Origin of the sequence: Enterococcus sp. RTP21361st1_A6_RTP21361_211029 (genome assembly GCF_040910045.1) — a bacterium.
Taxonomy (GTDB): Bacteria; Bacillota; Bacilli; order Lactobacillales; family Enterococcaceae; genus Enterococcus_D; species Enterococcus_D gallinarum.
Genome location: NZ_JBDGBK010000035.1, coordinates 22,948 through 29,370, shown reverse-complemented (window position 1 = coordinate 29,370; position 6,423 = coordinate 22,948). Strand labels below are relative to the sequence as shown.

The following is a 6,423-nucleotide window of genomic DNA, read 5'->3' as shown; positions in this document are numbered from 1 at the left end:
CCTAGAGGAAGCAGCCAACCTTGAATCTGCAAAAACAGCCCTCGATGACTTAAATTATTTGCGGGGAACGATCGACACGGCAGTCAACTTGGCTTCTATTCGACACTCAATTGATACGACGGATCCGTATTATGAAGCAGAAGATACTTTTTGGAATGAGTACCAGCCTCATTTTGAATCACTGGATTTTCGTTTCTACCGTTGTCTACTCGCTTCACCGCTAGTGGAAGAATTAAAAACTATCTATCCAGAAACGTTCTTTTTATTTGCTGAAAGTCGCGTGAAGTTATTTGATGAATCACTGATCGAATTATTCCAAAAAGAGAATCAACTGACTTCTGATTATGGCAAATTGATTGCTTCCGCCCAGCTGGAGTTCCAAGGAGACAGCTATACCCTTGCACAACTACGCCCTTTTACTGAACACAAAAATCGTGAAATTCGTTTGGAAGCAATAAACATTCAAACAGCATTTTTTGCTGAAAATGAAACGAAATTCGACACAATTTATGATGAATTGATCAAAGTGCGTACAGAAATCGCCCATAAATTAGGCTTCGAAAATTATGTTGCTTTTGCAGATGTCCAAATGAACCGCTGGGATTATGATCGCAAAATGATCGAAACCTATCGAAAGGAAATTTTAGAAAAAGTTGTCCCAATCACTCAAAAGCTGTATGCCCGCCAAGCAAAACGTAATCAGCTATCAAAAGCCACTTTTGCGGATTTGCCATTGGTCTATCCGAACGGAAATGCAACACCGAAAGGCACCGCAAACGAATTAGTGGAGAAAGCCCGTACCATGTATCATGAACTGTCTCAAGAAACAGGTGAATTCTTTGACTTCATGGTTGATCATGAGCTCTTGGATCTTTTAAGCAAAAAAGGCAAGCAATCTGGGGGTTACTGTACCTTTATCCAGGAATATCAATCTCCTTTTATTTTTGCGAATTTCAACGGGACTGCTGCTGATGTAGATGTCTTGACTCATGAAGCTGGTCATGCATTTCAAGCGTTTCAGTCTCGTTGGATCAAAGAGCCAGAAATTCTTTTTCCAAATTTCGAGTCTTGTGAGATTCATTCCATGTCAATGGAATTTATCGCTTGGCCTTGGATGGATGCTTTTTTTGAAGAGGAAACTGCAAAGTACAAGTTCGCCCATCTGGCTAGCAGTCTACTATTTCTACCTTACGGCGTGTTAGTTGATCACTTCCAACAAGAAGTCTACGAAAATCCTGATTGGACTCCAGAGCAACGAAAAACTTGTTGGAGAGACCTGGAACGCCGCTATTGTCCAGAACGTGACTACAGTGAATTTCCTGATTTGGATCGCGGGCTTTACTGGTTTAGACAAGGACATATTTTTGAGTCACCCTTTTATTATATCGACTATACGTTAGCTCAAGTTTGTGCCTTTCAATTTTGGTATCGTTCGATCGTAGCCCAAGATCCTACTGCTTGGCAAGATTATTTGGCCATTTGTCAAGTCGGCGGTACACAAACATTTCTTGAAATTCTCGAAACAGCTCACTTACGTTCGCCCTTTGAAAAAGGTGCGTTAGATGATACTCTGAAGGCTGTTGATGATTACCTAGAGAATGTTTCCGAAGAACAACTAAAATAGACCACACAATCCACGGAACGAACGAATCATCATTGATTTGTTCGTTCCATTTTTCATTGCAGTCCTTTAAATAAACGACATGCAGTCACGAACTAGTCAACCAGGTACGTTAAAAGAATAGTCAGCTCTTTTTTTGCCAGCTGCTAGGACTAACTTACTAAGGACCAACAAAAAAGCAACGAATACTCGCTGCTTTCTTGCTTGGCTATTGAGCCAATTTTATAAGCTTATTCGTTCGCTTTTTTCTTTCTTCTAAAGAAGAAGGTAACAACAAGCCCAATGAATGCAATCCCCACTAATGGATAAACTTGATTGTCACTCGAACCAGTTTTTGGCAAAACTCTCTGTTGACGATCTTTAGCAGTTGCTTTGATCAGTTTACTTCCATCATTTGACTTTGGATCAACTGGTTTAGTTTGATCGTTGTTGTTAGATTTTTTTCCATCGTCCGTTGCTGGTTGTTTTTCGATCACTTGAATCGTAGCCGTTGCCGTAACAGTCAATTGTTTGGTTGTCCCAAATATGCGCTCAAACAGCGCTGGATTTGCTACTTTCTCATCTGAAACAACAGAATAGTTCACCTGATAAGTACCGACCTTCCTGGTATCAACAGATCCTTCAATAAGAAGTCGTTCAATTGATAGGGTATTGCCCTCACGATCAGTTGCTGAAACAAAATTGTTCTTAGCCTCCCATTGATCGCCTACATACACTACTGAGTCCTTAACAACTACGCTTGTTTGATCTGCTAAAACTGTGATCGTAGCTATTGCTTCAACTTTACCATTGCGGTAGCTGATTTCATATTTGCCAGGTGTCGTAGTATCGACATCCCCTGTTATATCCAATTCAGCTACTGACAACGTTTTTCCCTCTTTATCCGTCGCAGAGACAAAGTTATCTTCTGCCTGCCATGTGTCTCCTACGTAGAGCGTACTATCTTTGGCTACCACGGTTGCTTGATCAGACACGACGGTGATCGTTGCCACTGACTCGGCGTTTCCATTTTTGTAGGTCACTTGATAACTACCTGCTTTTGAAGTATCAACATCGCCGCTAACAGTTACTTCTGAAAATGTTACGTTATTGCCTTGTTTGTCCGTCGCAGAAACAAAGTTGTCCTCAGCTTGCCATGTGTCTCCTACGTATAATGTGCTGTCTTTTGCTTTGACGCTTGTTTGATCTGCTAAAACTGTGATCGTAGCTATTGCTTCAACTTTACCATTGCGGTAGCTGACTTCATATTTTCCGGGTGTCGTAGTGTCTACCGTACCTGTGACGGTTACATTAGCGAGTGATACTGCTTTTCCGTCTTTATCTGTGACGGATACAAAGTTGTCTTCCGCCTGCCAAGAATCTCCCACATAGAGCGTACTATCTTTGGCTACCACGGTTGCTTGATCAGACACGACGGTGATCGTTGCCACTGCCTTAGCTGTTCCATTGGTATAAGTCACTTGATAACTACCTACTTTTGATGTATCAACATCGCCGCTAATGGTTACTTTTGAAAATGTTACGTTATTGCCTTGTTTGTCCGTCGCAGAGACAAAGTTGTCCTCGGCTTGCCATGTGTCTCCTACGTATAATGTGCTGTCTTTTACTGAAATACTGGATAAATCTTTTTCTGGTGTGATTCCAATAGATATCTGGTTACCCGTTCGATTGACTTTTACATCCATACCAGATTGAATATCTTCTGGAACAACATATCCTTCAGGAACTTTTGAAACGTATACCTTGTATTTACCTGTATAAATATCTGTCAACTGTGACTCGCCTACTTGATCAGTGGTGGTGTTGATCACAGTTCCAGTCAACTGATTGATTAACATTAATGAAACTCCAGCAATCTTTTTTGTCGGCCTTTCTGTATCAAAGACATCAAGTAAAGCAGACGTTTTATAGATAATCCCTTCCGAATCACCTGCTGAAAATTGCAGATTTGCGATAGTGGATGTCGCGGTGCGCTTTGCTTCGGACAATGTATCAATCGTCTCGGATGAAATGGTGGCTGATGCAGAAATTTGACCAGCGTTTTGAGAAAGGACGGTATAGCTGATCTCCACGTTCTCCTTAAGCACATAGTTTGCAAAAACCAGCTGAATCTCACCATTAACTTTCTCTACTTTATAACTATCATCAGGAACATTTGAGATTCTGATGGAGTTTGGATCGATTTCTCCATTGGTGTTGCCAATAGATTTTAAGCTGAACGTTGGATTTACAACTTTCTTTGTTCCATCATCAATGTTTTTCGTTTTCACAGTGACTTGGGTTACGTTTTTTGCGCTAGTAACTGTCCTTTGACTAATATCGATAATGTCTGTTGCGGTATTAGAGACAGTGACCGTCGATGACCCTTGTTGATTACCATACAGTGGTTCTTTAGCAAATCCCGGTATCAGAATTGATTTCGTTTCCTGCCAACCATTTGCATAATGATAGGCAATGATGTATCTGTGATCAGTTGTCCCAAAATCGAACGTATAATAATTCGTCGCTTCATCATGCGTGATGGTAGGGTAATTCGGATCTGATTCTTTCATGACTTGCGTATTGTATTGCCCCCGAGCCCAGTATTGAGGATAAATCCCTTCCACTTGATCATTGGAGACATCGATAATGGAAAATACGACATCTGTATTCATTGGTACATGTGTTTCTACCTTCAGATCTTTGATGGTATCTTGCCGGGCATTAACTAAAAATTGATTTTTGCTTCCTTGCAACGTTTGTTCTGAATAGTTTTTTCTTCCAGTGGTAACTGTTGTATTGACAGTATCCAAGCCATCCGCTGAGATACTAATCGGAATTTTATCTACTGGGATCCGCGTTGTAGAAGCGAGACTGTCTGGCACATAATTAAATCCAATGTCAAATTGAATTGAACGATTGATTGGCGTAATAAAAGTAACTAAGGACCCTCCCTCAACCTTCTCGATACGGTAATCTTGATCGATCTTGTAATAATAGTTCACTTCTGGAACTTTTCTAAGTGTCAAATAATCTGGATGTTCGACGAAGATTTTAAGATTTTCGACAGGTTGTGTTGTGCTTCCTTCAACGTTGACTGAAGTATCATTTGCATAGGCACCATTTTGGTTGTAGTTCCCCCAAGCTGTCTCAGCTGAATTAGGATATAAAACTGAGATTGGTTGTACATAATCATCCCCAATCACTTTGAATTTTTCATTGGGAATCAAAGGAGTCGTGACATTCATGACGATGTCTTTTTGATCAAAAGGAACCGTAAGATGAATTATGGAAAATGCTAGGTTACTGTCTTTGGTTGCCGTCAAGGTCAACATGCCGTTAGAATTTTCGACTTTAAAGTATTCATCTAAAGGTACATTTTGATAAAAAGCATCATTGACCATTAGTTGCTTCACTGTAAGTTCCTGTCCATTTTCAGCGGATATCGTTATCTGCTGTCCTTTTTTCATTTCAGTTGGCATGCCATGTAATGTTAAATAGTAGGATCCCTTTTCATTGGAATATAAATTTCCACCGGCAACAGCTGTATAATACCTTGATGAAATTTCTTTTTCAGTTTGACTTGTTTTTGCCACAAAAGAAATTCCACGGTACTCCCCAGCCGATGGTTCAAGATTTACTGATCCAAAACCGGTGGTTGGATAGTTTTTGTAATAAGAATACTGATGGTAACTAATTTCAGATATGCTCATCGTGAATTGATAGACAACACCATAAGCCTTTTGCTGATCCATTTGTTTGATCTCAACTGCTGTATTTTGTAAGTCATTAGCTGTAATTGTATAATCTGTGCCAGCGGCTAGCTCCGTTTGCGTTTCTGGCGTGATATTCCCTTTGATATCTACATCATAGCTATAAACCTTTAGTGGTTGCGATTCTATTTTTTTGAAAACTGCTCCTGGGGTGTCAATAAGTTGCAAAGAGAGTGTTTCCGTTCCCGAGAGCTTGCGGTCTAAATTATAATACACTGTACCATCTAGACCAAAAATGTTTTTTTGTTGCTCGTACTTCAATGATTCGACATCTTCATAAAGATCGATCGCATAACTGGTTTTATTTAGATCATCAATTGTCACTTTGATTTGCGGGGTACTTTCTGAATAAAGATAACTCTTTAATTCAAGGGAAAATGTTGCATCGTGGATAGCTTGATTAAAAGTGATCGTTACTTGACGATTGGCACTGTCTACTTGCCAAGTCGCATCGATGCCTTGAATCGTCCCTTGATTATCGGTAAATCCAAGGGTGTCCGGCAAACTAAAAACAACAGTTGTTCCAGCTAAGTAATCTTCGTCAATGATTTCAAAATCCAATTTTAGTTTAACTGGTGTATTATTTAGCACTCTTGTTTCCTGTGTTTGGCTGTACTCTTCATCAGCCATCGTAAGCAGTGTTCCTTTCTTTAAAAGTTCTTGCGCCTTTATTTGTCGATTGGAACGAGAAGCATTTTCTTCTTTCTTAACTATTTTGGGATCAGTAGAAGATTTGTTGGTTTCAGTTTCTGCAACACTAGAATCTTTTATACCTGATGTTTCCTCACTTTGATCCACTTCGTTCTCTTCACTGGAAGAAGTATCAACTTCTTCTTGACTACTAGCACTTGAAGTGAATGAGGAAGCTTCTTTTTCAGATGAAGCCAAGATAGGATCTTTTTCTTTGTCTATTTTACTAGTTGTTTCAGCTGGCTGATCAGCCTCAGATGTTTCAGCAATCACCAGTATTGGCGTTGTGATCTGAGTAAGACTCAATGCAATAACAACCATACTTTGTTCTATTTTTTTAGTGATTTTCTTCATTATTCT

2 protein-coding genes are annotated in these 6,423 nt (G+C 39.8%); one reads left to right on the top strand and one right to left on the bottom strand.

All coding sequences use genetic code 11. From position 1 onward, the window contains the following. Positions 1-1,624 (top strand): M3 family oligoendopeptidase (locus AB5Z52_RS08225; RefSeq protein ID WP_368266878.1); only part of this gene is annotated, 1,624 nt, incomplete at its 5' end. Positions 1,625-1,851: 227 nt separating this feature from the next. Here the strand turns inward: AB5Z52_RS08225 and AB5Z52_RS08220 are convergent. Continuing rightward, positions 1,852-6,417, bottom strand: a complete 4,566-nt coding sequence (locus AB5Z52_RS08220) for a bacterial Ig-like domain-containing protein (RefSeq protein ID WP_368243210.1) — start codon at positions 6,415-6,417, stop codon at positions 1,852-1,854. Between the last annotated feature and the right edge of the window lie 6 nt (positions 6,418-6,423).